Origin of the sequence: Oceaniradius stylonematis, from assembly GCF_003149475.2 — a bacterium.
Classification (GTDB): domain Bacteria; phylum Pseudomonadota; class Alphaproteobacteria; order Rhizobiales; family Rhizobiaceae; genus Roseitalea; species Roseitalea stylonematis.
On record NZ_QFWV02000006.1, the window covers coordinates 1 to 26,754 of the forward strand.

At 64.4% G+C, this 26,754-nt stretch carries 23 protein-coding genes; 9 read left to right on the plus strand and 14 right to left on the minus strand.

The window, feature by feature from the left end:
* On the plus strand, positions 1-195 hold a 195-nt coding region (locus tag DEM25_RS10055), incomplete at its 5' end, for an aminotransferase class I/II-fold pyridoxal phosphate-dependent enzyme (RefSeq protein WP_120222711.1).
* A gap of 12 nt (positions 196-207) precedes the next feature.
* On the opposite strand, the gene DEM25_RS10060 is transcribed toward DEM25_RS10055, so the two are convergent.
* From DEM25_RS10060 to DEM25_RS10080, 5 genes are read right to left on the minus strand one after another with little or no spacing between them, the layout of a single operon-like run.
* A complete protein-coding gene (locus DEM25_RS10060) occupies positions 208-1,392 on the minus strand; it encodes a CaiB/BaiF CoA transferase family protein (protein WP_109769138.1) in 1,185 nt (394 codons plus the stop codon).
* A 15-nt stretch (positions 1,393-1,407) separates the two neighbouring features.
* Positions 1,408-2,223 carry a TerC family protein gene (locus DEM25_RS10065; protein WP_109769140.1) on the minus strand — a complete coding sequence of 272 codons (816 nt, stop codon included), beginning with the start codon at positions 2,221-2,223 and terminating at the stop codon, positions 1,408-1,410.
* 55 nt (positions 2,224-2,278) lie between these two features.
* Positions 2,279-3,475: an MFS transporter gene (locus tag DEM25_RS10070; RefSeq protein ID WP_109769141.1), complete on the minus strand. Its 1,197-nt coding sequence runs from the start codon at positions 3,473-3,475 to the stop codon at positions 2,279-2,281.
* Complete coding sequence (locus tag DEM25_RS10075) at positions 3,459-4,397, minus strand: alpha/beta fold hydrolase (RefSeq protein ID WP_109769159.1); 939 nt, start codon at positions 4,395-4,397, stop codon at positions 3,459-3,461. The genes DEM25_RS10070 and DEM25_RS10075 overlap by 17 nt, the downstream gene beginning before the upstream one ends.
* Before the next feature lie 55 nt (positions 4,398-4,452).
* Positions 4,453-5,001, minus strand: a complete 549-nt coding sequence (locus tag DEM25_RS10080) for a tetratricopeptide repeat protein (RefSeq protein ID WP_158585239.1) — start codon at positions 4,999-5,001, stop codon at positions 4,453-4,455.
* 1,147 nt (positions 5,002-6,148) lie between these two features.
* On the opposite strand from DEM25_RS10080, the gene DEM25_RS18515 reads away from it, so the two are divergent.
* On the plus strand, positions 6,149-6,799 hold the full coding sequence (locus tag DEM25_RS18515; RefSeq protein WP_439650677.1) for a pentapeptide repeat-containing protein: 651 nt from the start codon (positions 6,149-6,151) through the stop codon (positions 6,797-6,799).
* An 85-nt stretch (positions 6,800-6,884) separates the two neighbouring features.
* The gene (gene ettA / locus DEM25_RS10090) at positions 6,885-8,534 is read left to right on the plus strand and encodes an energy-dependent translational throttle protein EttA (protein ID WP_109769146.1); all 1,650 of its coding nucleotides are present in this window, start codon (positions 6,885-6,887) and stop codon (positions 8,532-8,534) included.
* A 401-nt stretch (positions 8,535-8,935) separates the two neighbouring features.
* On the opposite strand, the gene DEM25_RS10095 is transcribed toward ettA, so the two are convergent.
* Both DEM25_RS10095 and trxB read right to left on the minus strand, forming a co-directional pair.
* Positions 8,936-9,832, minus strand: a complete 897-nt coding sequence (locus tag DEM25_RS10095; RefSeq protein WP_109769147.1) for a LysR family transcriptional regulator — start codon at positions 9,830-9,832, stop codon at positions 8,936-8,938.
* 58 nt (positions 9,833-9,890) lie between these two features.
* Positions 9,891-10,868 carry a thioredoxin-disulfide reductase gene (trxB, locus tag DEM25_RS10100; protein ID WP_109769148.1) on the minus strand — a complete coding sequence of 326 codons (978 nt, stop codon included), beginning with the start codon at positions 10,866-10,868 and terminating at the stop codon, positions 9,891-9,893.
* A gap of 225 nt (positions 10,869-11,093) precedes the next feature.
* Between trxB and DEM25_RS10105 the strand changes: the two genes are divergently transcribed.
* Positions 11,094-11,804 (plus strand): hypothetical protein, encoded by a 711-nt coding sequence (locus DEM25_RS10105; protein WP_109769149.1) that lies wholly within the window; start codon positions 11,094-11,096, stop codon positions 11,802-11,804.
* 15 nt (positions 11,805-11,819) lie between these two features.
* On the opposite strand, the gene DEM25_RS10110 is transcribed toward DEM25_RS10105, so the two are convergent.
* Both DEM25_RS10110 and greA read right to left on the minus strand, forming a co-directional pair.
* Entirely contained in the window at positions 11,820-12,770 is a 951-nt protein-coding gene (locus tag DEM25_RS10110) for a glycosyltransferase family 2 protein (protein WP_109769150.1), read from the minus strand.
* Positions 12,771-12,798: 28 nt separating this feature from the next.
* Entirely contained in the window at positions 12,799-13,272 is a 474-nt protein-coding gene (gene greA / locus DEM25_RS10115; protein WP_109769160.1) for a transcription elongation factor GreA, read from the minus strand.
* A gap of 201 nt (positions 13,273-13,473) precedes the next feature.
* On the opposite strand from greA, the gene DEM25_RS10120 reads away from it, so the two are divergent.
* Positions 13,474-14,529, plus strand: coding sequence for an endonuclease/exonuclease/phosphatase family protein (locus DEM25_RS10120; protein ID WP_158585240.1), 1,056 nt, complete (start codon positions 13,474-13,476; stop codon positions 14,527-14,529).
* Here DEM25_RS10120 and carB read toward each other — a convergent pair.
* The gene (carB, locus tag DEM25_RS10125; protein WP_109769161.1) at positions 14,520-18,023 is read right to left on the minus strand and encodes a carbamoyl-phosphate synthase large subunit; all 3,504 of its coding nucleotides are present in this window, start codon (positions 18,021-18,023) and stop codon (positions 14,520-14,522) included. The two genes, DEM25_RS10120 and carB, sit on opposite strands and share 10 nt — an antisense overlap.
* 120 nt (positions 18,024-18,143) lie before the next feature.
* Positions 18,144-18,737, minus strand: coding sequence for a DUF1353 domain-containing protein (locus tag DEM25_RS10130; RefSeq protein WP_120222714.1), 594 nt, complete (start codon positions 18,735-18,737; stop codon positions 18,144-18,146).
* 85 nt (positions 18,738-18,822) lie between these two features.
* On the opposite strand from DEM25_RS10130, the gene ypfJ reads away from it, so the two are divergent.
* Positions 18,823-19,707, plus strand: a complete 885-nt coding sequence (gene ypfJ, locus DEM25_RS10135; RefSeq protein ID WP_109769153.1) for a KPN_02809 family neutral zinc metallopeptidase — start codon at positions 18,823-18,825, stop codon at positions 19,705-19,707.
* Between the two features lie 11 nt (positions 19,708-19,718).
* Here the strand turns inward: ypfJ and DEM25_RS10140 are convergent, their stop codons facing one another.
* Positions 19,719-20,531, minus strand: coding sequence for a helix-turn-helix domain-containing protein (locus DEM25_RS10140; RefSeq protein WP_196780346.1), 813 nt, complete (start codon positions 20,529-20,531; stop codon positions 19,719-19,721).
* 117 nt (positions 20,532-20,648) lie between these two features.
* Between DEM25_RS10140 and DEM25_RS10145 the strand changes: the two genes are divergently transcribed.
* Positions 20,649-21,077 carry a hypothetical protein gene (locus tag DEM25_RS10145; RefSeq protein ID WP_109769154.1) on the plus strand — a complete coding sequence of 143 codons (429 nt, stop codon included), beginning with the start codon at positions 20,649-20,651 and terminating at the stop codon, positions 21,075-21,077.
* A 34-nt stretch (positions 21,078-21,111) separates the two neighbouring features.
* Here DEM25_RS10145 and DEM25_RS10150 read toward each other — a convergent pair whose 3' ends face one another.
* Both DEM25_RS10150 and carA read right to left on the minus strand, forming a co-directional pair.
* A complete protein-coding gene (locus DEM25_RS10150) occupies positions 21,112-22,431 on the minus strand; it encodes a mechanosensitive ion channel family protein (RefSeq protein ID WP_109769155.1) in 1,320 nt (439 codons plus the stop codon).
* A 98-nt stretch (positions 22,432-22,529) separates the two neighbouring features.
* On the minus strand, positions 22,530-23,750 hold the full coding sequence (gene carA / locus DEM25_RS10155) for a glutamine-hydrolyzing carbamoyl-phosphate synthase small subunit (RefSeq protein ID WP_109769163.1): 1,221 nt from the start codon (positions 23,748-23,750) through the stop codon (positions 22,530-22,532).
* Between carA and DEM25_RS18380 the strand changes: the two genes are divergently transcribed.
* Together DEM25_RS18380 and dnaG are read left to right on the plus strand one after the other, a co-directional pair.
* On the plus strand, positions 23,749-24,483 hold the full coding sequence (locus tag DEM25_RS18380; RefSeq protein WP_342633475.1) for a GatB/YqeY domain-containing protein: 735 nt from the start codon (positions 23,749-23,751) through the stop codon (positions 24,481-24,483). The genes carA and DEM25_RS18380 overlap by 2 nt on opposite strands.
* A gap of 125 nt (positions 24,484-24,608) precedes the next feature.
* Positions 24,609-26,528 carry a DNA primase gene (gene dnaG / locus DEM25_RS10165; RefSeq protein WP_109769156.1) on the plus strand — a complete coding sequence of 640 codons (1,920 nt, stop codon included), beginning with the start codon at positions 24,609-24,611 and terminating at the stop codon, positions 26,526-26,528.
* The last annotated feature ends 226 nt before the right edge of the window (positions 26,529-26,754 follow it).

The window sequence follows — 26,754 nt, forward strand, 5'->3', positions numbered from 1 at the left end:
AAATGGATCTCGGACATCCTTCTGGACGATTACGGCATCTATGTGCAGCCGATCAACTATCCGACGGTGCCGGTGGGCACCGAGCGGCTGCGGATCACGCCGACGCCGTTCCACACCGACGCCGACATCGCGCACCTGTCGAGCGCCCTGTGCGACCTGTGGAGCCAGTGCGCGCTGGCACGCGCGGTGGCGTAGGGGCGCAAGGCGTCAGCCGGCCTCCAACTCCGCCAGAACCTCCTCGGTATGCTCGCCCAGCCCCGGCGATGGGCGGTCGGCGCAGGCCGCTATACCATCAAGCATCACAGGCATGCGCACCGACGGGATGGCGTTGCCCGCGGCATCGGACAAATCGACGCGCATCGCCCGCGCAACGATCTGCGGGTCGGCGAATGCGTCGGCAATCGAATTGATCGGTCCGGTCGGCACGTTTGCCGTCTCGCAGGCGGCAACCAGATCGTCACGCTGCCATCGGCGGGTCTTCTCCGAAAGCAGCCCTGTCAGCGCCGCGCGGTTCTCCACCCGGGCCGCATTGGTCGCAAAGCGCGGATCGGCCGGCAACGCCTCAAGCTCCAGCAGAGCGCAGATGCGGGCGAACTGGCCGTCATTGCCCACCGCGATGATGATGTGCCCGTCGGCGGTTTCGATCACCTGGTAGGGAGCGATGTTGGGATGCGCATTGCCGAGCCGGCGCGGCGCTTTTCCGGTGGCCAGGAAGTTCATGTTCTGGTTGGCCATGGCGGCCAGCATCACATCCATCAGCGCCATGTCGATATGGCAGCCCCTGCCGGTCTTCAGCGCCCGGATCAGCGCCGCCTCGATCGCCGCAACCGCATAGATGCCGGTGAACACGTCGGCGATGGCAACGCCCGCCTTCATCGGCTGGCCGGCCGGCTCTCCGGTGACCGACATGAAGCCGGCCATTCCCTGGATGATGAAATCGTAGCCGGGTCGGTCCTTGTAGGGGCCGGTCTGTCCGAAACCGGTGATCGAGCAGGTCACAAGTTTTGGGTTGATCGCCGCAAGGCTGGCATGATCGAGCCCATACTTGGCCAGACCGCCAACCTTGAAATTCTCGATCACGACATCGGCCGTCGCCGCAAGGCGGCGAATGACGGCTTGCCCGTCATCGGTCTTGAAGTCGACGGCGACCGAGCGCTTGCCGCGGTTGGTGGCGTGATAATAGGCCGCCGACAGAGGCTTGCCGTCCGCGCCGGTGATGAAGGGCGGTCCCCATCCGCGCGTCTCGTCGCCGCCATCGGGATGTTCGATCTTGATGACGTCGGCACCCAGATCGGCCAGCATCTGGCCTGCCCACGGGCCGGCCAGCACGCGGGCCAGTTCGATCACGCGGATGCCCGCGAGCGGCCGTTCGGCGGCAATTGATTTTGTCATGTCCTGCCGTTGATTTCAGACCCTCTGACGGAGCTTGCGCGACTGAAGGCGCTTTTCCGCCAACAGCTTGCGCTGGTAGCGGCCCTGCACGATTTCGACAAGCACCATGGTGACGAGAACGAAGTAGAAGGTCGTCTTGCTCATCGCCTCGACGGTGAAGCCGAAGAAGGACAGATGCGCCAGATGGCCGCCCTCGGTCGTCAACAGGATGCCGACGAGCAGCAGGACGAACAGGCCGACCACCTCATACATCCGGTTGCGGTTGAGGAAGTCGGCGACCGTTTCGGCCATCAGCACCATCAGCGCGCCTGACACGATGATGGCAGTTGTCATGACGACGAAATTGTCGGTCAGCGCGACGGCGGACAGAACCGTGTCGAAGGAGAAGACGACGTTCATCGCGGTGATCCAGAACAGCGCGCGCATCGGCGAGGCGTTTGCCGCCCGTTCGGCCGCGTGCCCGATATCGTCGATCGCCAGAAGATGGAAGATCTCGCGCATCGCCGTGTAGATGAGGAACACGCCACCGGCCAGGACGATCAGCGCATGGCCGGAAATCTCACCCTCGATGAAGGGCGGGATGGAGATGGTCGCGAACGGTTCCTGGAACGCCTGGATCAGTTGCAGGACCACGAACAGCAGGACGATGCGCAGCACGATGGCAAGGATGATGCCCAGCCTGCGAATGCGCTCCTCATGCTCCTCTCCCGCCTTTTTCGCCTCCAGCGAGATGTAGAGAAGATTGTCGAAACCCAGAACCGTCTCCAGCGCCGTCAGCACAAGGAGGGTCGTCAGGTTCTCGATCGTGAAAAGCCCTTGCAGCAGTTCCATGGCGCACCCCTTTCCGATGGAAGTGGGTCTGCCCTACCAGAGCTTTCGGGGTGCGTCACCCTGCCCGCAGTCGCCGGTCCACGATGATGTAGAACAGCGCGGTCAGCAGCGCGATGAAGGCCGCGCTCATATAGACGCCGCCAATGCCGCCCAGCGGATCGATCAGCAGCACGAACGGCGCGGCCAGAAACTGCGCCATGAATACCGACATCGTCATCAGGCCTGCTGCCTGACCGCGCATGGCCGGCGGCACGCGGGAATAAAGCCAAGTGGTCGCGTTCGGCAGCACGATGCCCGACGCGCAGCCGACCAGCACCATCAGCCCGAACACCACCGGCAAGGGCGGCTGCAGCGACAGCGTGGCGAAACCTGCCGACGCCAACAGAAATGCAAGCGAGGCCAGAAGCGGTGGCGGTGCCATCGCCCGGATACGTCCGAAGACAAGCGCTACGATGCCGCTTGAAAAGGTCAGGAGCGCGATCGCGCTGCCGGCGAGTGCGGCGCTGTCGAGGCCCATGTCGCGCAGCATGAATGGCAGTTTCAGCGGTATGGTGAAATATGTGAAGAAATTGGCGAAGGCGGCAACGCAGATCATCGCCGTGAACGCCCAGGGGAAACGCCCTTTTGGCGCCCGCGTCTCGGGCATCTTGTCCGCTGGCGGCCCACAAGGCACCCGTGCGAGGATGAACGGAATCAGGAGCAGCGGCGCAAGATAGACGGCGAACGGCCCCCGCCAGTGCAGATCGGCCAGAAATCCGCCGGCCATGATGAAACTCATGCCGCCAAAGCTCATCGCCGCGGCCTGATAGCCCAGAATGCGCCCGCGTTCGGCATCGTCGAACAGGTCGGCAATCAAGGCCATCGCCGAGGTCATGATCGCGCCGACGGCGACGCCCAGGAACAGGCGGCCGAATGTGATCAGGCCGATCGTGTCGAGATAGAGACCCGACGAACCGGCGATCACGTAGACAACGATGCCGGTCAGCAACACCCGGCGCTTGTGTGTCCGGTCGGCGAGAAGGCCGGCGAGCGGCGCGGCGATGGCGATCGCCAGCCCCGGTACGGTCAGGATCAGAGGCACCAGCGCCGCTCCGCCCGGTTGCGTTTCGAAATGGGCGGCGATGCCCGGCAGGGAGGGCGCGATCGTCGCGCCGGCCATGACGGTGAGCGTCGCGCACAGCAAGAGGATGACGAGTGCGGGAATCCGCGCCGCCATCCCCCCGGTCGTGTCCGGATCAGGCGATGCGCTCATCGAGCCACATCACGAGCTGGGAAATCGCTTCATCCGCGATGCTGCTGTTCAGTGTCTCGTGGGGCGTGTCGGGATGGACCGTCGTGGTGACATCGGCGAAGCCGGCCTTGCGCAGGCGTTCGGCCTGCGCGGTCACGGCCTTGCCGCGATCGGTTGCGGGATCCCTGTCGCCGCCGACGAGATGAAACGGAAGCGCGCGCGCCGACGGCGATGCATCGCCAACCTCGCCACCGGCAAAGATCATCGAGAACACGTCCTGCCACATGCCGACCGATGCGTTCCAGCCGCACAAGGGATCGGCGATATAGGCGTCCACTTCGGCATCGATGTCGCTCAGCCAGTCGAAATCGGTTCGCCGGTTCGGCACCGCCCTGGCCCATTGCGCGAAGGCGAGCTTCGGCAGCAATCGCGAGGGCACATCGTTGCCCAGCCGCAGACGCTCCCATTTGAGGATCAGTTGCGCTGCACGGCCGGCGAGACCGCCCGAAAAATTGGCGTTCCAGACGGCTGCGCCGGACAGCCCCTCCGGATGGCGCAACGCGTAGTTCATCGTGATCAGTCCGCCCATCGAATGGCCGAAGATGAAGATCGGGATCGATCCATGACGATCGCGAATGCGCGCGTGCACGGCGCCCACATCGCCGAGCACCTTGGCGACTCCGTCGCCTTGAGTGGAAAAACTGCCGGGCGGCGCGTTTGGCGCCGTCGTCGCGCCATGGCCGCGATGGTCGTGGGCGTAGACAGCGATGCCTTTCGCTGACAGCGCGTGTGCGAAACGCGCGTAGCGCGCGGCATGTTCGGCAAGGCCGTGGTTGATCTGCACGACCGCGCGGACATCGTCCGTCGCCGGCTGATGGTAGACGTGCAGACTGGACCCTGTTGGCGAAGCCAGCTCGAACTGATCGGCGAAGTCGGTTGTCATGGCGCGCACATGGACGGGCGCGGCCGGCTGCGTCAAGTGAAAGGAACCATGCGCCTCAGTAGCGCCAGGCCCGGTCTTCGGTCGCCGCCACGATCGCCTCGGCCAGTTCGGCGTAGCCGCGGCAGTCGCGCCCGCAGCGCGTCTCGATGGCATCGAGTTGGGCGATGGCGCCGGCGCGGTCGCCATCAAGCAGCAGCGCCTGACCCATATAGGAGCGGGCCAGCGTGTGGTTCGGGTCGAGCGCGATGGCGCGGCGATAGTGAGCTATGCCGGCCTGTAGGTCACCGGCATTGCGTGTCGCATAGCCCAGATAGTTGAGCACGTCAGGCCGGTTCTGGTCCTTGATCATGCCCAGAACCGTGACCGCTTCCTCGAACCGGCCCAGATAGGCCAGCGCACGGCCGTTTTCGAAGAGCGCGTCATCGTCGAGGCTTTGCTGGTCCGCGGGCACGCACTCGTTCTTGCCGCGATCCCAGACTTCGCCGTTGTTGCATTGGCGCACCGCGTCGTTCGAAGCGTCGTCGTCGCCGCCACCGACGGCAAGGGCCGGCGCCGTCAGCACGAACGCGGACAGGAAGATGGCGGCAAAGAGCTTGCGGTGCATGACGGACTCCCTTCGGTTGCCGACAATGTCGGACTTCGGGTCGGAACGTCGAGCCCTTCGCGCAATGAACACGCGAATGTGATGCCGCACCGCAGCCGGGCTGGCGCCGGCAAGACGGTTGCAAGCTCCCGGCCGTTCGGCCAATTTGCGCCGGCGGGAAGGGGGAGAAGCGGTGACCGAGCCGGACATCAGCGAGGAATTGCCGGGAGGCCGGCCGGACGGCGAACCGGAGTATCGCTATCTTCCAAGGCGGAGCTTCCCTTTCGGCCTCGTCGTCTTCGTGCTCGGCTTTGTCTGCGGCATTCCCATCGCCATGTTCGCGCCTTCCATGGTCGCCGACTACGGCCAGCTCGTCATCACGGTGATTTTGTCGGTGCTGTTCGCGCTGGCGCTGATCCTGTCGGTCGTGTTCGCGCTGCGCGACCGCATCTGGCGCTGGCTGTTCCGGCGCAGCGAGATCGAACTGAGCCGCTTTGCCGGCCCGCTGAGCGATGTCGCCAAGAGCGCTGCCGAAGGCAAGGTCGATGCGGCCACCGACGCGGCGCGCACCTTCGCCGAGATCGCGCTGGCGCGCTATGCCTGGGTGTCGACGCGGCGCTGGCTGATCGGTTCGATCACCGGGCTGATCGCCTCGATCGCGGCGCTTGCCGGCTCGGCCTTGTTGTTCGAGCAGAACCGGCTCTTGCGCGCGCAGTCGACGCTTCTGGCCGAGCAGAACACCCGTATCGACGACCAGACCGAATTGTTGCGCGCGCAGGCGCGCCTGTCCGACACGCAAACCCAGCTCGCAGAGGCCGAGCGCAGCGCCCAGGTCGGCCCCGAAGTGATCGAGATCGGCGCGCTGATCGGCGGCGAGCGGCAGGCCTATCTGGAGGCCGGCAACGACATTGACGATTTCGGCCTGGCCGATCTGTCCACGTCCGTGCGCAGCCGCATCGTCGCCGCGACGCTCGTCGCCCGGCCCTATCTTTACCTGCGGCCGCGCCAGGCCAATCCGCTCGACGACAATTCGCTCACCATGAAGGCGCTCAGCCGCCGCCAGGACGCGCTGATCGCGCCGGACATGCTGGCCGACTTCGATGCGGACAATGAGACCACCGAACTGATCGATTCCCCGCTCAGCCCCGAGCGCGGCGATCTCCTCTCGATGCTGGTCGACAATTCGATCCTCGACACCGAACTGCTCAGCTTCGTCGGCGCCGATTTCAGTTTTGCCGAAGTGAGACGCGAAGTGCTGCCCGGCGTGTCGATGCGCCATGCGCGGCTTTCATTTGCCGACTTCACCCTGGTGCGCCTTGTCGGCTGCCGGTTCGGAGCCGCAAAGCTCGAACATGCGGTGTTCGAAAAGGCGGTGGTGCGCGGCTCGGACTTCTCCAGCATCGCCGCCTCCGACGTGGAGCTTCCCTTCTCGGGCGAGGGCGTCGATCTGGTGCCGACCTTCCTGACCGGCGCCATGTTCACCGATGCGGTGATCATCGATACGGCATTCCGGCGCATTCAGGCAATCGCGCCGTCCTTTTCCGGTTCCGTCGTGGCGGCGGTCGATTTCNTCCGCGATGCCATCATCCTGGACAGCGTCTTCGACGGTGCCGAANTCGTTTTCGACCTGGGCTTCGTGCAGGCGCTGGCGCAGGCCGCCGCGCCGGGCACCTTCGTTGCCGAGCGCTGGTCGCTCGAGCCGGTTTCGGCCGCTGAACTGGCGGAACATCCGCGCTACGACGCGATGACCGTCTATCTGCCGGAAGCGGCCCATACCGGGCGGCAGGCGTTCCGCATTGTCCGAAACCAGGGGCAATAAGACCGGCCCGCGCGCCGATTGCCCTTGATGGCCGTTTCGCCTAAGGAACCGCAAATTCCACCCATCATCAGACGGGAGCGCGCGCGTGGCACGCCAGTTCATCTATCACATGTCCGGCCTCAACAAGGCCTATGGCTCCAAGAAGGTTCTCGAGAACATCCACCTGTCCTTCTACCCGGACGCCAAGATCGGCATTCTGGGTCCGAACGGCGCCGGTAAATCCACGGTTCTGCGCATCATGGCGGGGCTCGACACCGAGTTCACCGGCGAAGCCTGGCTGGCCGAGGGCGCAACGCGCGGTTACCTGCCGCAGGAGCCGCAGCTCGACGAAACCAAGACCGTGATGGAGAACGTCATGGAGGGCGTCGCCGACAAGAAGGCGATCCTCGACCGCTACAACGAACTGATGATGAACTATTCCGACGAGACCGCCGAGGAAGGCGCCAAACTCCAGGACGTCATCGACAGCCAGAACCTTTGGGATCTCGACAGCCAGGTCGAAATGGCGATGGACGCGCTGCGCTGCCCGCCCGGCGACAGCGAGGTGACCCACCTGTCCGGCGGCGAAAAGCGCCGTGTTGCGCTGTGCCAATTGCTGCTGCGCCAGCCCGATCTGCTGCTGCTGGACGAGCCGACCAACCATCTGGATGCCGAGACCATCGCCTGGCTTGAAAAGCATTTGCGCGAATATCCCGGCTCGGTCCTGATGATCACCCACGACCGCTACTTCCTCGACAATGTGACCGGCTGGATCCTCGAACTCGATCGCGGCCGCGGCATTCCCTATGAGGGCAACTACACCGCCTATCTGGAGGCCAAGGCCAAGCGCATGGCGCAGGAGGGCCGCGAGGAGGCCTCGCGCCAGAAGGCGCTGGCCCGCGAGGCCGAGTGGATTTCCGCCTCGCCCAAGGCCCGGCAGGCCAAGTCCAAGGCCCGCATCAAGGCCTATGACGAACTGGTCAAATCGGCCAATGACCGCCGTCCCGGAGACGCGCAGATCATCATCCCGGCCGGCGAGCGGCTGGGCAATGAGGTGATCGAGGCCGAGGGTCTGACCAAGGGCTATGACGACCGCCTGCTGATCGACGATCTGGACTTCAAGCTGCCGCCGGGCGGCATTGTCGGCGTGATCGGGCCGAACGGTGCCGGCAAGTCGACGCTCTTCCGCATGATCACCGGGCAGGAAAAGCCCGATGGCGGCCGGATCACCGTCGGCGACACGGTAAACCTGTCCTATGTCGACCAGAGCCGCGATGCGCTCGATCCCGACAAGACCGTCTGGGAGGAGATCTCCGGCGGCAACGACATCATCAAGCTTGGTCCGCACGAGATGAATTCGCGCGCCTATTGCGGCGCCTTCAACTTCAAGGGCGGCGACCAGCAGCAGAAGGTCGGCACGCTGTCGGGCGGCCAGCGCAACCGTGTCCATCTGGCCAAGATGCTGAAAGAGGGCGGCAATGTGCTGTTGCTCGACGAGCCGACCAACGACCTCGATACCGAAACGCTCGCTGCGCTCGAAGAGGCGCTGGAAAACTTTGCCGGCTGCGCCGTCGTCATCAGCCACGACCGCATGTTCCTCGACCGCCTCGCCACGCACATATTGTCGTTCGAAGGCGACAGCCATGTCGAATGGTTCGAGGGCAATTTCGAGGATTATGAGCAGGACAAGATCAGGCGCCTCGGCCCGGAAAGCGTCAATCCGAAGCGGGTGACGTATAAGCGGCTGACGCGGTAGCGCCGCTGCCGCTGGCTCCGTCAGCAGCCCGGCAGATTGGAAGCCGAGCGAGCGCACAAAAAAAGCCGGACCGCTGGGAGGAGGTAGCGGTCCGGCTCAATGAGAGTTGCAGAAGCGGGAGGAGGTGCTCCTGCAAAACACATTCAGGTAACGGTCGGGAGGAGGTGACCGCGTTCCTGATGAGAGGAATATGGCCCCCGCCCCCGATGCATTCAATTGCATTTTGTGCATTGCACATATGCAAAACTGCATGGCTGATGCGGCAATCGGTAGCAAACAGGCGCCTCAAGCCGCCTTTTTCACCAATAGCGCGAGGAATGCGCCCCAAAAACGGGCAGCCGGCCCATTTGGGCTCTCGGTCTATGTGCAGTGCACCCGCCACCGGTACGATCGTGGAGCGCCTAAAACTCCCAGCCGCGCGCCTTGGCGAACAGGAAATCGCGAAACGCCTGCAGCTTGGCCGATGAGCGCATCGATTCGGCATAGGCGAAATAGGTGTCGAACGAGGGCAGGGCGACGCCTTCGACCACACGCACCAGTCCCGTGTCACGCTCGACCGCATAATCGGGCAGCATGGCGATGCCGACCCCGCGCTGAACCGCCCGCTTGATCGACATGATCGAGTTGATCTCCAGCACCGCCGGGCGCGGCTCGCCATCCTCGCGGCCCAGCGTCAGCAGCGAATTGAGCTCCTGCAGATAGTCCGGCGCCGGCTCGCCAAAGGTGATGATCCGGTGATCGTCGAGATCGTCAACGGTGGCCGGCGTGCCGAACCGGGCGAGATAGCCGGGCGAGGCATAGATGTGGAAATGGACGATGAACAGCCGGCGCTGGATCAGGTCCGGCTGTTGCGGCTGGCGAAGGCGGATGGCGCAGTCGGCCTGGCGCAGATTGAGATCCAGTTCCTCGTTCGACAGGACCAGCTGAACCTTGATGTCGGGATAAAGCTCGAGGAATTCCTGCACCCGGTAGGTCAGCCAGCCCGAGCCCAGTCCGACGGTGGTTGTTATGCGCAAGGTGCCCGACGGCTTGTCGGTCGTGTCGACGAGCCGCGCTTTGACGTTTTCGAGCTGCAGATAGACGTCGTGCGCGGTGCGGAACAGAAGTTCGCCCTGCTCGGTCAGCACCAGGCCGCGCGCATGCCGGTTGAAGAGCGGTGCGCCGATATCGCTTTCAAGGGCGGAGACCTGCCGGCTGACAGCCGATTGCGAAATGTGCAGCTTTTCGCCGGCCTGCGTGAAAGAGCCGGCCTGCGCCGCGGCGTGAAAGACCCGCAATTTGTCCCAGTCGAGCGGCATTGCCGGACCTTCTTGCGAACTTGCCGGCGCACCGGCCCGGCTATCCTACCACAAGGGCCTATTCGGCCGCTTCCATCTGCGCTTCCTGCGCGGCGAGGTATTTTTCGGCCTCCAGAGCCGCCATGCAGCCGAGCCCTGCGGCTGTCACGGCCTGGCGATAGATGTCGTCGGTGACGTCGCCCGCCGCATAAACGCCCGGCATCGATGTGGCCGTCGAATCGGGCGCCGTCCAAAGATAGCCGTTCGGCTTCTGCTTGAGCTTGCCCTCGAACAGTTCCACCGCCGGCGCGTGGCCGATCGCGATGAAGACGCCCTCGGCGCGATGTTCGGTAATCGCGCCGGTGTGCACGTTCTTGAGCCTTACGCCGGTGACCGCCGCCGGCAGCGCCGGGTTGAACTTTGCGCCGACGATCTCCTCGAGTGTGCTGTCCCAGACGACTTCGATATTGTCTTTCCTGAACAGCCGGTCCTGCATGATCTTTTCGGCGCGCAATTCGTCGCGCCGGTGCACCAGCGTCACGGACTTGGCGAGGTTCGACAGATACAGCGCTTCCTCGACCGCGGTGTTGCCGCCGCCGACCACCACCACATCCTTGCCGCGGAAAAAGAAGCCGTCGCAGGTCGCGCAGGCCGAAACGCCATAGCCCATATAGGTCTGCTCGCTCTCGATGCCGAGCCATTTGGCCTGGGCGCCGGTCGCGATGATCAGCGCATCGCCGGTATAGACGGTGCCGCTGTCGCCGACGGCGCGGAACGGGCGCGCGTCGAGATCGACCTCGGTGATCACGTCATGGCGGATGTCAGCGCCCACATGCTCGGCCTGAAGGCGCATCTGCTCCATCATCCACGGGCCTTCGACGGCCTCGGCATAGCCCGGATAGTTTTCCACCTCGCTGGTGATCATCAGCTGGCCGCCCTGCTGCAGGCCTGCAACCATGACCGGCTTGAGCATGGCGCGCGCCGCATAGATGGCCGCCGTGTAGCCGGCCGGTCCCGAACCGATGATCAGGACGGGTGAATGGATGGTCTCGGTCATGGCAGTCTCGATCTTTCCTGTCGGTTCGGCATCAGGCCCCGGCGTCGTGTCCCCTGTGGCGGCCCCAACGCGGTCGGTTGAACAATGCAGCGCACCGACCTAGTGTCTCGTCCATAGCTAGGATCGGACGGTCCCGCTGTTCAAGACCCGCTGATCGGCCGCCGACCCGCGCGACGGTTCGGCGACCATTCTTAGCGCAGTTGGCACATCGAACGAACGACAAAAATGCCGATCTCACAAATTCCCGATTCGGTGACCTGCGTTTTGACGAGTTGCGGGCGGTTCGACCTTCTGAGCGTGACGCTCGACAGTTTCCTTGCCTACCATCGGCCCGCGCGCTTCATCATCGCCGAGGATTCGGCTGACGCCGCGTTCGCCGACCGCGTCCGCGAGCGCTATCCGCAGGTTGAGGTCCGGCTCAATGAACCCCGGCTCGGTCAGCACCGGTCGATCGACAGCGCCTATGGCGATGTGGCAACGCCCTTCATCTTCCACATGGAAGACGATTTCCGCTTCGACGGGCCGGTCGATGCCGCCGATGCGGTCGCGTTGGCCGCTTCCGATCCGAAGATCTCCAGCGTCTGCTTTCGCCGCTTCGACACGCTCAAGCTGCGTCACCGCATGTTCGCCAAACGCTTCACGCACGGCCCACACACCTATGCCCGCATGGAGCGCGCCCACCGCGACTGGTACGGCTTTTCGTTCAATCCGGGCATTGTGCGCCGTGAGTTCTGGATCGAGGCCGGGCCCTATGCGGATCATCGCAACGAGCGGACGATTTCGCGCGCAATGAAGGACCGTGGCTTTGGCGTCGTCTTTCAGTTGCCCGGCGTCGCCATCCATATCGGGTCGGGACGCAGCGTCATGGATCCGGCCCGCGCGGGCGAAAACCGCCGCATCGGCCGCCGCTGGTTCCGTCGCCCGCCCACCGCATGAGCGTCGAAACAGGCCTCAGCCGTCACCGAACCACTGCCTCCAGCCTGGCGTCCGGGCGGTGAGCACATCCTCGATCGTCTGGCCGGCAAACTCTTTGCGCATCCGGCGCGCGCGGTCGCGCAGCAGACGGCGCTTGTCGTCGAACGGCGCCAGCAGGCTGTCGACAAAGGCGGGACGCGTGTTTGCTGCCGCAGTGGCAAGATCGACCGCGTCCGATGCCTGGCGCTTCTTCTGCTTGCGCGCGAACCGGCTCTGCGGATTGTCGCCGAGTTCGTAATTGGCAAACCCGCCGCCGCGCTTGAGGTATTTCAGGTGCCAGTAGGTGAAACCGCGGAACCGGCGTCGCTGGGAACCGTGGCGGAAGGTCTCGAACCGCTCGTCCTTGACGAAGAAATTTTCCGGCGTCAGCCGGACGAACCAGTGATCGCCATTGCCGCACATGGTCTCCTCGGCGGGCAGGGCGAGCCCGCCGTCGGCATTGCGCGCCAGATTGAGCCCCGAGTAGCAGAAGGTTTCGCGGCTGAGCGACGGCGCGGAACGGGCTTCTTTCGCAAGCGCGCCCATCTGGTCGCGCATCGCGACATGGTCGTCGTCGAGCTTGGTGACGATCTGCCGCGTGGTGCGCGCCAGCGCGAAATTGGAATAGTTCACCACACTGGCCGGCGAATCCGGTGGCGTCTGCACATGTCCATCGGTCCCGGGCGGAAAGACGCGGTCGGCATAATGGAAGACACGCAGTTTCGGCCCGTGGCGCTGCGCGAGCCGGGCCAATATCTGCGGCGTTGCATCGCTGCACTGATTGTAGACCGCGACGATCTCGTCGAAATGGCCGATATGGCTTTCGATCGCAGCTTCCGTGAAGTCCTCGCCATTGCGGATGCGCATGAAGGCGCTGATGCCGGGCTCTCTTTGTCCGATCTTCAGATCGGCCGGGCCGAAGACGTAGCCGGAGACGGTCTCTGTCATGGCTGGCCGGCCTCGCGAACGAACCTGGTCAGACGAACTTGACCGCGTCGATCTCGTAGCCGCGCGCGCCGCCGGGCGCCTGCACCTCAACGGAATCGCCCACCGTCTTGCCGATCAGCGCGCGGGCGATCGGCGAGGAGATCGAGATCTTGCCCGCTTTGACGTCCGCCTCCTGGTCGCCGACGATCTGGTAGATCTTCTCTTCCTCGGTGTCTTCGTCGATCAGCGTGACCGTGGCGCCGAAACGCACCGTGTCGCCGGTCATTGCGCTGACATCGATCACCTCGGCACGCGAGATCAGGCCCTCGAGTTCGGAGACCCGGCCTTCATTATGGCCCTGGGCCTCCTTGGCGGCGTGATACTCGGCGTTCTCCGACAAGTCGCCGTGGGCACGGGCTTCGGCAATCGCCTCGATGATGCGCGGACGTTCCTCTTGGGTGCGCCAGCGGAATTCCTCCTGCAACTGCGCATAGCCCTCACGTGTCATCGGCACTTTGTTCATCGCGCGTTCCCCATGCTTGCAGCGCACCGCCAAAAGCGGAACGTTATCAAATAAAAGCGGCCCGCCAAGCACAAAGCTGGCGAACCGCCGAAATTCTCGGCGTTCTCAATAGGGCAAAAGATGCCCGATTGTAAGTGGCGTTGGATGCCGTTGCCGTTGCATGCTGGCCCGCACCCTGTGACGCAATTCCGGTTCGGCGCCATGACCACCCTTCGAATGGCAAGCTTCAATCTTTTCAATTACGCCGTTCCCGGCATCTTCTGGCATGAGCGCGAGGGCGGCCTGACCTATGAAGAGGACCAATGGGACAGCAAGCGGCGCTGGATCGCCGAGACACTCGCCGTCATCGACGCCGACATTGTCGCTTTCCAGGAGGTCGTTTCCGTCGAGGATTTGCGGTCGCTTGTGGTGCAGGCCGGCTACCCGCATTTCGCCAGTGTCACCGAGCCGCGCTTCCTGAAGAACGATGCGGATGTGTTCGTCAATTCGACGGTCGCGATCGCCTCGCGCCATCGGATTGCGTCGGCCCAGGAGATCAAGACGTTCGACCGGATCATCGACCAGACGCTCCTTGACCGGGCGGCGACCTATTCGCGGCGGCCGCTGCGTTGCGTGATCGATTGCCCGGACCTTGGCCCGACCGTCGTCTATTCCGCGCACTTCAAGTCGCAAGGCGCCCTGTTCAACGATGAGATCGTCGATGTGATCGAGGACTGGGACACCCGCATCGACACCTTCTTCGTCGAACGCATGTTTGCCGGCATCGATCAGGTGTCGAAACGGGCGGCCGAAGCGGGTGCCCTTTATCTGCAGGTGCGCGAGGATCTGAAGGCAGACACCGAAGCGCCGGTGGTGATTCTCGGCGATCTGAACGAAGGACCGCGATCGCACACGCTGTCGATCCTGACGCAGGCCGATCCGATCTTTGCGGTCGGCAGCACGTTGTGGACTGACGTGCCCGATGCGCACCGGTTTCGCCGGTACACGCATCGGCTTTATGACGCCTATGCCTTGCCGCCGCACGCCGAGCTTGAGCGGCCCGTCACCTACCATGCCAACAAGCGCGCCAGCATTCTCGACTACGCCATCGTCTCAAACGGGTTGAACCCCGCCAATCCGCGCCACCGCGGTGCGGTCGTGCGCCATGAGGTCTTCGATGCGCATTTCGATCTGGACCAGCCGCGCCGCCTGACGTCGGATCATGCGCCGGTCATCGTGACGATCGAACCACGGAAGGACGAGCCGGCTCAGCCGTGATAGGCCTGCAGCGGTTTAACGCCCAACTCGCCACGTGCGAGCGCCGCGATGGCTTCGCCCGCGGCGACCGCGCCGGCGATCGTGGTGAAATAGGGCAGCTTGTTTTCGAGCGCCGCCCGGCGCAGCGACTTTGAATCCGACAGCGCCTTCTTGCCCTCGGTCGTGTTGATCACAAGCTGGACCTGCCGGTTGCGGATGGCGTCCTCGATATGCGGCCGGCCTTCGAGCACCTTGTTGATCTTGGTTGCTTTGACGCCGCTGTCGGCGAGAAAACGTTGCGTGCCGCCCGTCGCAAGCACCGAGAAGCCGAGTTTTTCGAACAGTTTCGCAGTGTCCAGAATGCGCGCCTTGTCGCCATCGCGCACCGAGATGAAGACCGCGCCTGTCTTCGGAAGCTCTGTTCCCACGCCCAGTTGCGCCTTGGCGAACGCCACGGCGAAATCGTCGTCGAGCCCCATCACTTCGCCGGTCGAGCGCATTTCCGGGCCGAGCAGCGTGTCGACGCCGGGGAATTTGGAGAAAGGGAACACCGCTTCCTTGACCGCGATGTGCGAGATCGCGCCGCTGTCGACCAGCGTGCCGTAGTGGCCGGAGGCATCGGCCAGGGTTTCGCCCGCCATGATCCGCGCGGCGATCTTGGCGATCGGCCGGCCGACCGCTTTTGCAACGAACGGCACGGTGCGCGAGGCGCGCGGATTGACTTCGAGAACATAGACCGTGCCGTCGAGGATCGCGAACTGCACATTCATCAGCCCGCCGACATTGAGCGCGCGTGCCAGCACCTCAGATTGCCGCTCCAGTTCGGCGACGGTTTCTGCAGACAGCGAGTGGACCGGCAGCGAACAGGCGCTGTCGCCCGAATGGATGCCGGCCTCCTCGATATGCTCCATCACGCCTGCCACATGGACATTGTCGCCGTCGCACAGGCAATCCACATCGACTTCGATCGCGCCGGCCAGATAGGTGTCGAACAGCAGCGGATTGGTGCCCAGAAGCGTGTTGATCTGCCCCGTCTTGTCGTTCGGATAGCGCGCCTTGATGTCCTCGGGGATCAATTCGGGCACCGTGCCGAGCAGGTAGGAATCGAGCGCCTGATCGTCGCGGACGATCTGCATCGCCCGCCCGCCGAGCACATAGGATGGCCGCACCACCAGCGGGAATCCGAGCTTTGTCGCCACCAGCCGCGCTTGTTCGACCGAATAGGCGATGCCGTTCTCGGGCTGGGTCAGATCGTGCTTGATCAGGAGTTTCTGGAACCGGTCGCGGTCCTCGGCCAGATCGATCGCGTCCGGCGAGGTGCCGAGGATCGGAATGCCCTCGGCTTCGAGCGCGTTGGCGAGCTTCAGCGGCGTCTGGCCGCCGAACTGCACGATCACGCCGTGCAGCGTGCCGGCGCTTTTTTCGACCGACAGGATTTCGAGCACGTCCTCGACCGTCAGCGGCTCGAAATAGAGCCGGTCCGACGTGTCGTAGTCGGTCGACACCGTCTCAGGGTTGCAGTTGACCATGATCGCTTCATAGCCGGCCTCGGCCAGCGCGAAGGCGGCGTGACAGCAGCAATAGTCGAACTCGATACCCTGGCCGATCCGGTTCGGACCGCCGCCCAGGATCACCACCTTCTTGCGGTCGGACACACCGGCTTCGGAGCGCGGTGCGCCGGCAAACGGCGTCTCATAGGTCGAGTACATGTAGGCGGTCGGCGAGGCGAACTCCGCCGCGCAGGTGTCGATGCGCTTGTAGACGGGATGCACGTCGAGCGCCTGGCGATGGGCGCGCACGGTCATCTCGTCCGCTGCCGTCAGGGTTGCAAGGCGCTGGTCGGAAAAGCCCATCGCCTTGAGCATGCGCATGTTGGCCGCATCGTCCGGAAGGCCATGGGCCCGCACGCGCGCCTCGGTGCCGACGATCGCCTCGAGCTGACGCAGGAACCACATGTCGATCTTGCAGGCCGCGTGAATCTCTTCGAGCGAGAAGCCAAGGCGCATCGCCTGCGCCACCATGCGCAACCTGTCCGGCGTCGGCGTGCCCAGCGCGGCGCGGATCGCATTCTTGTCGTCGCCCTCGCCAATGCCCGGAATCTCGATCTCGTCGAGCCCTGTCAGCCCTGTTTCAAGGCCGCGTAGCGCTTTCTGCAGCGATTCGGCGAATGTGCGCCCGATCGCCATCACTTCTCCCACCGATTTCATGGCGGTCGTCAGAAGCGGTTCGGCGCCGGGAAACTTCTCGAAGGCAAAGCGCGGGATCTTGGTGACCACATAATCGATCGACGGTTCGAACGAGGCCGGCGTCGCGCCGCCGGTGATGTCGTTTTCCAGTTCGTCCAGCGTGTAGCCGACGGCCAGTTTCGCGGCGACCTTGGCGATCGGAAAGCCGGTGGCTTTGGACGCCAGCGCCGAGGAGCGCGACACGCGCGGGTTCATCTCGATGACGACCAGGCGCCCAGTGTCCGGATTGACGGCGAACTGGACGTTCGAGCCGCCGGTCTCGACCCCGATCTCGCGCAACACCGCGATCGAGGCGTTGCGCATGATCTGGTATTCCTTGTCGGTCAGCGTCAGCGCCGGCGCGACCGTGATCGAGTCGCCCGTGTGCACGCCCATCGGATCGACATTTTCGATGGAACAGACGATGATGCAGTTGTCGTCCCGGTCGCGGACGACCTCCATCTCATATTCCTTCCAGCCAAGCACGCTCTCATCGATCAGCACCTCGGTGGTCGGCGATGCATCGAGACCGCGTTCGACGATCTCGAAAAACTCGGACCGGTTGTAGGCGATGCCGCCGCCGGTTCCGCCCAGCGTGAAGGATGGGCGTATGATCGCCGGCAGGCCGACCTCGTCCAGCGCCTGGGCGGCGAGGCCCATGGCGTGTGTCATGTATCGCTGTTTGCGGTCCGAGGTACCGTCGCGCCATTCAAGTTCCAGCGCGTCGAGCGCCGCATCCAGTTCCTTGCCGGACAGCGTATCACGAAGCTTCTGCCGGCGCGCCTCGTGCGCCTTGCGGTCTTCTTCCTTGATCGCCGAGGCGTTGACCAGCACCGAGCGCGGGCTTTCAAGGCCGATCCGGTCCATCGCTTCGCGGAACAGCTTGCGGTCCTCGGCCTTGTCGATGGCTTCGGGCTTGGCGCCGATCATCTCGACATCGTGCTTGTCCAGAACGCCCATGGCCTTCAGCGAAAGCGCGGTGTTGAGAGCGGTCTGCCCGCCCATGGTCGGCAGCAGCACCATTGTCTCGTCGGGGCGTTCGGTGCGCTCCTTTTCGATGATCTTGGCGACGACCTCGGGCGTGATCGGCTCGATATAGGTCGCGTCCGCCAGATCCGGGTCGGTCATGATCGTTGCCGGGTTCGAGTTGACCAGGACGATCCGGTAGCCCTCCTGCTTGAGCGCCTTGCAGGCCTGGGTTCCCGAATAGTCGAACTCGCACGCCTGGCCGATGATGATCGGCCCCGCGCCGATGATCAGTACGGTGTCGATATCGGTGCGTTTGGGCATGGGGTCTTCGGTCTCTTTTTGCACGCAAACGCCGGTCGGAAAGGCCGGCCGGCGCGCAGTTGGGCTGTTCGTTTGTGGCTGAACCGGGGCTATAGGGGATTACGCGCGGTGGCGAAAGGGCTATTGGCGCGAATTCAGACGTTCGATCGCGCTCGCGGGAAGCGACTGCGCTGCGATCAGATCGTTCCAGTCGGTGACAATCAGCCGCGCCAGGCCCGGATCGCGCTTTTCGGCTCGCGTCAGGGCGCGCCGGGCCATCGCCGTGTAGTTGGCCTGACCGTTGCGATAACCGCCGGCGCCGCCCAGCTGAACCGCCCAGTAGCCGATGAACGAGGACACCTGGCCCCTTGCGGTCGGCAGATCGGTCTCCGTGTCTCGGCCGAGCACCTGGATTGCCTCGCGGAAGATGCGATCGGCGGCGGCACGGTCCAAAAGACCCGTGGCGTAGATCAGATCGTGGACGATGGCGGCCTGGGCATACTGGCCCCAATTGCCGATCACGCCCCAGAACAGCCGCGGCACGCTGGCGCCGTCCGAGCAGAACCCGGCCGGCACGATGATGTGTTCGGGATCGTGGGGACCGGTCAGGCCGAAGGCAAAGCTGCGGATGACCACGCGTATGGGGCGCATCCGCTCCAGCCGGCCGACATCGGCCGTGTAAAGCGGCGCCGTGAAGCGCAAGGGCGAAGCGCCTGTCGGAATGGCGGCGGACATGGCGTTTGACCGGGTTTGATCCGAATTCAACTTGCTCGCGCAGAACAATTGCGCAACAAGACCGTACAGTCAAAGGGAGAAGACGATGCGTTGGCGAGGGCGCCGCCAAAGCAGCAACATCGACGACCGCCGCGGGCGCGGCAGGCGACGATCGCCTGCGGGCGGAGGCGGAATTCGCATTCCCGTTTCGGGCCGCCGCGGAGGGTTGGGCGGTCTCGTCCTCATCGTCGTCATCGTTGTCGTCGCCGGTGCGCTGGGCATCGATCCGGTGCGTCTTCTCAGCGGCGGGCCGGCCACCGTCAGCGCGCCGCCGGCGCAATCACCGGCCCGCGATGACGCCACAACGCAGTTCGTCGCAACGGTGCTCGCCGAGACCGAAGATGTATGGAACGCGATCTTTGCCGAGGCGGGCGGCGATTATCCGGAACCGACGCTGGTCCTGTTCGAGGGACAGGTGCGTTCGGCATGCGGTTTTGCCGGCGCGGCATCAGGCCCGTTCTACTGTCCGGCGGACTCCCGGCTCTACATCGACCTGCAATTCTTCGACGAACTGGCGCGGCGGTTCAATGCCTCCGGCGATTTCGCGCAGGCCTATGTGATCGCCCATGAAGTGGGACATCACGTGCAGAACGTCATCGGTGTTCTGCCGGAGTTCAACCGAATGCGCCGGCAAATGAGCCGTACGGAGGCCAACGCCATGTCCGTGCGCGTCGAGTTGCAGGCCGATTGCTTCGCCGGTGTCTGGGGCTACCACACCGCTCAGCGCGGACTTCTGGAGCGCGGCGATCTTCGGGAGGCGCTGAACGCGGCCACCCAGATCGGCGACGACACGATCCAGCGGCGCACGCAGGGCTTCATCGTTCCCGAAAGCTTCTCTCACGGCACCGCCGAACAGCGCCGGACCTGGTTTGCGCGCGGCTTCGAGACGGGCCGGCTCGACGCGTGCGATACGTTCAACGCACGGGTTTGAACGGAGGGCGATCAGGCGCCCGCCATGGCCGTGAGCATCTGACGCGAGTCTTCGTTCGCGGGAAAGAACAGCTCCAGCTTCCAGTCGGCCAGCGCGATGTCCTCGGCGGACCCGAACTGGCTGATGGCCGAAAACAGCGACAGCGTGCCGTCGCCCAGCCGGAAACGGATCGGCACGAACGGCGGCATGGTGCCATCGACGGGCATGTCCCGTCCGGCAATGATTGTCTCCAGCCGGTCGGCAGCCTCCGACAGCACCGCGTCACCTCCGAAATGCAACGCCTCGGTGCGCAGGCGAAGCACCATGTGCCGCGCCACGTCCTGCCAGTTCTCGATCAGTGCCTCCAGGCGCGCCGGGTCGCCGAACAGCGACAGCATGTCGGCGCCGGCATCAATGCCCGCGGCGGAGAGCATCATTGCGGCGGGCGCATTGGCGCGGACGATGTTCCAGTGTCGGTCGAGCACGATCGCGGGGAAGGGCGCGTGGCGCTCGAGCATCCATGTCACGGCCTGCTCGACGGGCTGCATCGCCTCTTCGTCCAGCGTTCGCGCCCGATAGGCCGGTGCGAACCCGGCTGCGTTCAAGAGCGCGTTGCGGTCCGTGTGCGGCACGTGCAGGAACTCGGCCAGGTGGATGACCATCGACCGGCTCGGTCGCGCCCGCCCGGTCTCCAGAAAGCAGATGTGGCGTGCTGAAACGTCTGATGCGAGCGCCAGGTCAAGCTGGCTGAGCCGGCGTGTGTTGCGCCACACGCGCAGCATCGATCCGAATTGCCGCTCACCGGTCTGATCGCCCGCCATCTGTCCCATGATATGCCCCGCCATCGCCGCAACCGTGTCCAGCCTAGCCAGATGCGGGCCGCTGGTCACTTACCCGGCAGGTAATTGCGGAACGGCTGACCACGCTCCTATTGCTGGCCCATCGCAGCAAAGGAGGCGTACATGACTGTTCATACGGGTATCCTGAAGGCCGGAGCCGTCATTCTCATGGCGTTCGGCGTCCTTTTCACCATGGCCGCCTGGCCGCCACTGGCCGGTCTGATCCGATTTCTGGTCGATTTGTTCGCCTGGCCGCTCGACGGCGCCCAGACGCTTGCCGCCAGCGAAACCCGGCTCGCACTGGCCATCGGCGGCGGAGTGATGGCCGGCTGGGGCATGACGATCTGGCTGGTTGCCACGCGGCTGGCCGAGCGGGAACCCGGTCTGGTGCGGACGCTGGTCCTGCTCCCGGTGGTCGTCTGGTTCGTGCTCGACTCGCTTGGCTCGATTGCCGCTGGCGTGCCGGTCAACGCGGTGTTCAACGTCACGTTCCTGGTGCTGTTCATGGCGGCGTTTCGCATCCGCGGCGCTCAACGTCAGCCGGCCAACTGATCAAGACCCGCAAAGCGCTGGCGTCCCGTGGGGTTCAATCCTTCGGGCCGCCGCTTCGCACCAGTTCGACAGGTGTGCGCATGATGATTTCGCGGTGCGGGAACGGGATTGCGATGCCGGCTTCCTTGAACGCATCCCACAATGCGATCAGGACCGCGCCGCGAATGTTGGTCAGCCCGCCCTGCGGATCGGTGATCCAGAACCGCAGCTTGAAGTCGAGCGATGAAGCGCCGAAAGCGGTCATCCAGCAGACCGGCTTTTTCTCCTCGACGACCCGGTCGACCGCGCTTGCCGCATCGACAGCGATCCGGATGACCTCATGCGGATCGCTGTCGTAGGAGACGCCGAAATCGACATCGAGCCGGATGAAATTGTCCGAGTACGACCAGTTGACGACCTGCTGCGTGATGAAATCCTCGTTCGGGATCAGATATTCCCGTCCGTCACGGGTGATCACCGAAACGAAACGTCCGCGCAATTCCCTGATCCAGCCGAACGTGTCGCCGAGCTCGATCGTGTCGCCCGGCTTGATCGACTTGTCGACCAGGATGATGACGCCCGAAATGAAGTTGGACACAACCTTCTGCAGGCCGAATCCGATGCCGACGCCGACGGCGCCTGAAAAGATCGTCAGCGCCGTCAGGTCGATGCCGACGGCGTTGAGCGCGATGACGCCGGCAAGCACCGTCAGCGCGATATGCACCGTTTTGCCGGCCAGGACCTTGAAGGAGGGCGACAGATCGGCGGACGCCGAAATCCGGTTCTCGAAGAAGCGTCCCGCCAGATGCGCGGCCCACAACAGGACCGCCGTGACAGCGATCGTGCGGATGACGAGCAGAGCTGAAAGCCGGAAGTCTCCCAGATTGATCGCCAGATTGTCGAGCGCCTCGGTGACCGGACCGCGCATGCCCAGCACGCCGGTGGCGACATAGAGGAAGACGCACAACGCCACGAAACGGGCCAGCACCCGGTTGCGGATGATCCGCGTCAGAACCGACGCCGCCAGCCAAGTGAAGCCGAGCACCAGCGCCAGCGAGAGGATGTAGCCGCGGCTCGGCCACGTGGTCGCCAGCAGGATTTCCCGCGCGACCGCGACGAAAACAAGGAACAGCACCCACTCGGTCCTGCGCATGAAGGCGGAAATGACGCGCAGCAGGCGCGGGTTGCCCTTGATTTTCCGGGCACGTTCTTCGAGCACCGGCTCGATCCGCAGCGAGAGCAGATAGGCCAGGGCGAAGCAGCCGGCGACGATCAGCAACTGGTATACTGTCCATGGCTGCGCGACATAGCGCGACAGCCAGATCACGGTCTCACCGGCCTCTGTGGCCAGGGCGTTGATATCGAACGATCCCATCACCCCAGATTAGCGCAAAGCGGAGCGGAGGAAAGCCGCGGTTGCGCCGGTTCGTTGAGCGGGCGTTTGCGGCGGCGTTGGTCGCAGGTGGTCCGGCCTCAGCGTTCGGCGAGCGCCGGCTTGCCCTGTCGTTCTCGAACCAGATTGGCAAAGCGCTGGAAAAGATAGTGGCTGTCCTGCGGACCCGGCGAGGCCTCGGGATGATGCTGCACCGAAAAGACCGGCTTGCCATCGACCGAGAGGCCACAGTTGGAGCCGTCAAACAGCGACACATGGGTCTCGGTGACGCCGTCGGGCAGCGACGCGCCGTCCACGGCAAAACCATGGTTCATCGAGACGATCTCCACCTTGCCGGTGGTATGGTCCTTGACCGGATGGTTCGCGCCGTGATGGCCCTGGTGCATCTTGACGGTCCTGGCGCCCAGCGCCAGCGCCAGCATCTGATGCCCCAGGCAGATACCGAAAAGCGGAATGCCGCTTTCGGCCAGTTCCCGGATCACCGGAACCGCATAGGCGCCGGTAGCTGCCGGATCGCCCGGACCGTTGGACAGGAATATGCCGTCGGGCGCGTGCGCCAGCACCTCTTCGGCCGTTGCGGTTGCCGGCAGTACCGTCACCTTTGCCCCGAGCCCGGCCATGAGCCGCAATATGTTGCGCTTGACGCCATAGTCGATGGCGACGATGTGCATGTCGGTTTCGCCGGCCTCGCCATGGCCTTCGTCCCAGACCCAGGGCGTTTCGGACCAGCTCGATGTCTGGCCCGATGTGACCTCCTTGGCAAGGTCCAGGCCGACCAGGCCGCCCCAGCCGGCCGCGCGCGCCTTCAGCGCGTCCAGATCGAAGTCGCCGGAAGGCGAATGGGCGATCACCGCGTTGGGCACGCCATGCTCGCGAATGTGTGCGGTGAGCGCGCGCGTGTCGATGCCGGCGAGAGCGATGATGCCGCGCGCCTTCAGCCAGGCGTCCAGATGCTCGGCCGCCCGATAGTTGGAGGGATCGGTGATCGGCGCCTTGAAGACCGCACCCACGGCACCGGCCCGCCGCGCCGGCGTCAGGTCCTCGATGTCCTCGCCGTTCGCGCCGATATTGCCGATGTGCGGAAACGTGAACGTGACGATCTGGCCGGCATAGGACGGATCGGTCAATATTTCCTGATAGCCGGTCAGCGCGGTGTTGAAGCACAGTTCCGCCTCGGTTTCGCCCGTGGCGCCGAAACCCTGTCCTTCGAGCACTGTCCCGTCGGCCAGGACCAGGACGGCGGTGGCGCGCGGCTTCGACCAGGGCGCGGGCGTGCTTTGCGCTTCGGCAATGGTTGACATGATCGTGACACTCTTGTTTGGGGGCGCGGGCGGCGACCGCTTGTCGCCGGCGGAGGCAAACACCATATTGGTTCCGAACGCAACCGCCGGCGCTTCGACACCAAGGGTGACCTTTGGGCACTTGGCATTGGAATGTCAGCTGCCGGTGGAGCAGGAAGGCAGTTGCCTAAAATGTGGACTGTCGGGAAAACCGTTTTTAATCAAAGCTTTGAAGTTGATGTTGCGGACTTGCATGGGGCATGCCGCGCGGCTATCCTTCACGAAGCTTTACCAGGAGTTCGACATGCGTGAAGCCATTCATGCGGCGCTGAAAGAAGCTCAGAATTCACAGGACAAATGCCGGATATCGGTGCTTCGTCTGGTTTTGGCGGCGGTCAAGGATCGCGACATCGCCAATCGGAATGCGGGCAAGGATCCGGTCTCAGACAAGGAGATTGTCGGCATCCTTTCGAAGATGATCAGCCAGCGCAAGGCGTCGGCGGCCGACTACGAGCAGGGCGGACGTCTCGAACTGGCCGATCAGGAGCGCTACGAATCGAAGGTCATCGCCGAGTTCCTGCCGGCACAGATGTGCGAGGACGAAGTCAAGCAGGCCTGTGCCGCCGTCGTCGAGGATACCGGCGCCGCCGGCCTGCGCGACATGGGCAAGTGCATGAACACGCTCAAGCAGAAGTTTCCCGGTCAGATGGATTTCTCCAAGGCCTCCGGCATCGTCCGCGGCATGCTGCGCTGAGACCCGAACGGGTTATCCACACACCGCCCGCATCTTTCCACACGGCCTGATCCGCGATGACGGATGGCGCGGTGCGTGCTAACGCTGGTCCCGTCTTGGTGCGTTGACCGAAAGCCGGCAGAACGATGCGATTCTCGCAATCCTTTCTCGATGAAGTCCGCGACCGATTGCCGATCTCCGAGGTGGTCGGCACGCGCGTGACATGGGACAAGCGCAAGACCAACACCTCGCGCGGCGACTGGTGGGCGTGCTGCCCGTTCCACGGCGAAAAGACGCCGAGCTTCCATTGCGAAGACAAGAAGGGCCGCTATCACTGCTTCGGCTGCGGCGTTTCGGGCGACCATTTCCGCTTTCTGACCGAACTGGACGGGATGAGCTTTCCCGAAGCGGTCGAGCGGGTCGCCTCGATGGCCGGCATCGCCCTGCCGGCGCCCGATCCGGAGGCCGAAAAGCGCGAGCGCCAGCGCGCGACGCTTTATGATGTGGCCGAGGCCGCCGCCAAATTCTTCGAGACACAGCTTCAGTTGCAGCCCGGCGCGGCAGCGCGCGCCTATTTGCGCGACCGGGGCCTGACACCGCAGACGATCGGCAAGTTCCGCCTCGGCTATGCGCCGGGCAGCCGCAACGCGCTCAAGGAGCATCTGGCGCAGGGCGGCGCCACCAAGGAGCAGATCGAAGCTTGTGGTCTTGTCGTTCATGGCGACGACATCGCCGTCTCCTACGACCGGTTCCGCGACCGCATCATCTTCCCGATCGAGGACGCGCAGGGCCGCGTGATCGCCTTTGGCGGTCGCGCCATGTCGGCGGACGTCCCGGCGAAATATCTCAACTCGCCCGAGGGGCCGCTCTTTCACAAGTCCGACGTGCTCTACAATTTCCGCCGTGCCCGGCAGACGACCGCAAGGGGCGGCACGCTGGTTGCGGTCGAGGGCTATATGGACGTGATCGCCCTCGATCAGGCCGGCTTTTCCAACGCGGTCGCGCCGCTTGGCACGGCGCTGACCGAGAGCCAGCTTGCCAAGATCTGGCGCGTCGCCAACGAGCCTGTCCTATGCTTTGACGGCGATCAGGCGGGCCTGCGCGCCGCATACCGGTCGCTCGATCTCGCGCTGCCGGAACTCAAGCCCGGCAAATCGGTGCGCTTTGCGCTGCTGCCCGACGGCAAGGACCCCGACGATCTGATCAAGGCCGATGGCGCCGCCGCCTTCGACGCCGTTCTGGCGCAGGCCAGAAGCGCGGCCGACCTGCTCTGGCTGCGCGAGACCGGCGGCAAGTCGTTCGATACGCCTGAACGGCGTGCGCAGTTGGAATCGGCGCTGCGCGAGGCTGCCGGCCGCATCGGCGATGAAAGCGTGCGCCGACATTACTCCCAGGACATGCGCGAGCGCGCGAACGCGTTCTTCGGCGTGCCGTCTGCAAGGGGCAATGACGGCGCGTTCGGCGGCAAGGGCCGGACGTCCGGCAAGCTGCCGCGTGGACGGATCGCCGTTTCAGAACGGTTGTCACGCTCGCGCATTGTCGCGCCAAGAACGCTGAAAGGCGTGGTGCCGCTGCGCGAAGCGGCGCTCTTGAGCGCGGTGATGTGCCATCCCGACCTGATCGGCGAGCATTTTGATGCCTTCACGGCGCTGGAACTGGAGAGCGCTGAACTGGCCGCCCTGCGTGGCGCCATCCTCGAAGCCCATGCCGAGACCGGTGCACGCGACCGCGAGACGTTGCTGGCGCACGCCGCCTGCACCTCGCACGCCGGCGCCATTGAAGCCGTCGACAATGCCATAAGGCGCGCCCGCCTGTGGGTGTTTACCGGCGAGGCCGCCTTCGACGACGCGCGCCATGCCTTCGATCAGGCGCTGCGCCTGCATGCCCGTGCACGCGGCCTTTCCCGTGAACTGCGCGCCGCCGAGGCCGCGCTTGCCGAGGACCCGACCGAGACCAATTACAACCGTCTTGTCTCGGTCCAGGGGCAGGTACGCCGCGAGCATGGGCTCGATGCGCTGATCGAGGGGTTCGGCCTGTCGTCCGGCCGCCCGGTCAAGAGTTTCTGACCGCCGAAACGACGATTTTTTCCCGGCCCGCAGGTTGACGGACGAAAAAAACCCGGGAATCACATCTTTTGGCGCCGATTGGGCATGCACGCGGGATTGGAATCGCGCCGACGATGACTATCTCATCGGTCTGACATGGAATTCAGCGGGTTTCGGGGACGGCTGAACGTTTACGGTTAATCGACGATTAAGCACGATCATCTAGCTGGTGAGACCGCATGGGTAC

Coding starts and splice junctions, on each gene's coding strand:
- DEM25_RS10060 (WP_109769138.1), bottom strand. CDS start 1,392: ATGACAAAATCAATTGCCGCCGAACGGCCGCTCGCGGGCATCCGCGTG.
- DEM25_RS10065 (WP_109769140.1), bottom strand. CDS start 2,223: ATGGAACTGCTGCAAGGGCTTTTCACGATCGAGAACCTGACGACCCTC.
- DEM25_RS10070 (WP_109769141.1), bottom strand. CDS start 3,475: ATGAGCGCATCGCCTGATCCGGACACGACCGGGGGGATGGCGGCGCGG.
- DEM25_RS10075 (WP_109769159.1), bottom strand. CDS start 4,397: ATGACAACCGACTTCGCCGATCAGTTCGAGCTGGCTTCGCCAACAGGG.
- DEM25_RS10080 (WP_158585239.1), bottom strand. CDS start 5,001: ATGCACCGCAAGCTCTTTGCCGCCATCTTCCTGTCCGCGTTCGTGCTG.
- DEM25_RS10095 (WP_109769147.1), bottom strand. CDS start 9,832: ATGCCGCTCGACTGGGACAAATTGCGGGTCTTTCACGCCGCGGCGCAG.
- trxB (WP_109769148.1), bottom strand. CDS start 10,868: ATGACCGAGACCATCCATTCACCCGTCCTGATCATCGGTTCGGGACCG.
- DEM25_RS10105 (WP_109769149.1), top strand. CDS start 11,094: ATGCCGATCTCACAAATTCCCGATTCGGTGACCTGCGTTTTGACGAGT.
- DEM25_RS10110 (WP_109769150.1), bottom strand. CDS start 12,770: ATGACAGAGACCGTCTCCGGCTACGTCTTCGGCCCGGCCGATCTGAAG.
- greA (WP_109769160.1), bottom strand. CDS start 13,272: ATGAACAAAGTGCCGATGACACGTGAGGGCTATGCGCAGTTGCAGGAG.
- DEM25_RS10120 (WP_158585240.1), top strand. CDS start 13,474: ATGACCACCCTTCGAATGGCAAGCTTCAATCTTTTCAATTACGCCGTT.
- carB (WP_109769161.1), bottom strand. CDS start 18,023: ATGCCCAAACGCACCGATATCGACACCGTACTGATCATCGGCGCGGGG.
- DEM25_RS10130 (WP_120222714.1), bottom strand. CDS start 18,737: ATGTCCGCCGCCATTCCGACAGGCGCTTCGCCCTTGCGCTTCACGGCG.
- ypfJ (WP_109769153.1), top strand. CDS start 18,823: ATGCGTTGGCGAGGGCGCCGCCAAAGCAGCAACATCGACGACCGCCGC.
- DEM25_RS10140 (WP_196780346.1), bottom strand. CDS start 20,531: ATGGCGGGGCATATCATGGGACAGATGGCGGGCGATCAGACCGGTGAG.
- DEM25_RS10145 (WP_109769154.1), top strand. CDS start 20,649: ATGACTGTTCATACGGGTATCCTGAAGGCCGGAGCCGTCATTCTCATG.
- DEM25_RS10150 (WP_109769155.1), bottom strand. CDS start 22,431: ATGGGATCGTTCGATATCAACGCCCTGGCCACAGAGGCCGGTGAGACC.
- DEM25_RS18380 (WP_342633475.1), top strand. CDS start 23,749: ATGATCGTGACACTCTTGTTTGGGGGCGCGGGCGGCGACCGCTTGTCG.
- carA (WP_109769163.1), bottom strand. CDS start 23,750: ATGTCAACCATTGCCGAAGCGCAAAGCACGCCCGCGCCCTGGTCGAAG.
- dnaG (WP_109769156.1), top strand. CDS start 24,609: ATGCGATTCTCGCAATCCTTTCTCGATGAAGTCCGCGACCGATTGCCG.